This is a genomic window from Aeromicrobium sp. P5_D10, from assembly GCF_054049535.1.
The window spans coordinates 1-991 of record NZ_JBFUME010000025.1 but is presented as its reverse complement, the minus strand read 5'-3'; the positions used below and the strand labels follow the sequence as shown (position 1 = coordinate 991).

Annotated in this window: 1 protein-coding gene; it reads left to right on the top strand. The window is 65.2% G+C overall.

Features of this window, described 5'->3' with window-relative positions; all coding sequences use genetic code 11:
• The coding region (locus ACXJKC_RS21720) for a zinc-binding dehydrogenase (protein ID WP_456698845.1) at nucleotides 1–987 on the top strand (987 nt) is incomplete at its 5' end.
• Nucleotides 988–991: the final 4 nt, after the last annotated feature.

The window sequence follows — 991 nt, the reverse complement described above, 5'->3', positions numbered from 1 at the left end:
CGACTTGTTGTCGATTCCGATGCTGTGGTGCGGGCAGTCGCATCGTGCGTCTGCGGCTCTGATCTGTGGCCGTATCGCGGCGAGAACCCGTTCAACGGGCCGACTCGCACCGGGCACGAACTGGTCGGTGTTGTCGAGCAGGTCGGCTCCGCGGTCTCGACCGTACGGCCGGGCGACTTCGTCATCGTGCCGTTCGTCTACGCCGACAACACCTGTGCAGTGTGCCAGCTCGGCATCCAGACAGGATGCCCACACGGCGGTTACTGGGGCGCACCCGATTCTGATGGGCACTTCGTCGACGGATTGCAAGGTGAGTTGGTGCGTGTTCCGTTCGCCGACGGCACTCTTGTCAAGACACCGACGATGCCGGACGACTCGCTGATACCCCATCTGCTGGCGTTGGCCGATGTTTTCCCGACGGGGCACCACGCCGCGATGTGCGCAGGCGTAACCACCGCAAGCACTGTCGTTGTCGTAGGCGACGGCGCAGTCGGACTATGCGCGGTCCTGGCTGCCAAACGGCTCGGTGCCGACCGCGTCATTGCGATGTCCCGCCATCCCGAGCGCCAGGAACTGGCTCTGCGGTTCGGAGCCGACCACGTCATTGCCGAGCGTGGCGACGAGGGCGCGGCCGCCGCCCGCGAGATCTTCAATGGCATCGGCGCAGACTGCGTGCTGGAGTGCGTTGGCACGAACGAGAGCGTGAAGCAGGCGCTGCGCTCGGCACGGCCAGGAGGAAATATCGGCTACGTCGGTCTCCCTCACGGCGTACAGCTCGACGTCCGGGCACTATTCGGCCACAACCTAGGCCTCAAAGGCGGCCTCGCACCCGTACGCGCCTACCTGCCCGACCTCCTACAGGACGTGCTCGACGGCACCATCACACCCGGCGATGTCTTCGACCTCACACTTCCGCTCGATGCGGTCGCCGAGGGCTACCGGGCCATGGACGAGCGACGCGCAATCAAGACAATGCTCACGCTCTAACAGG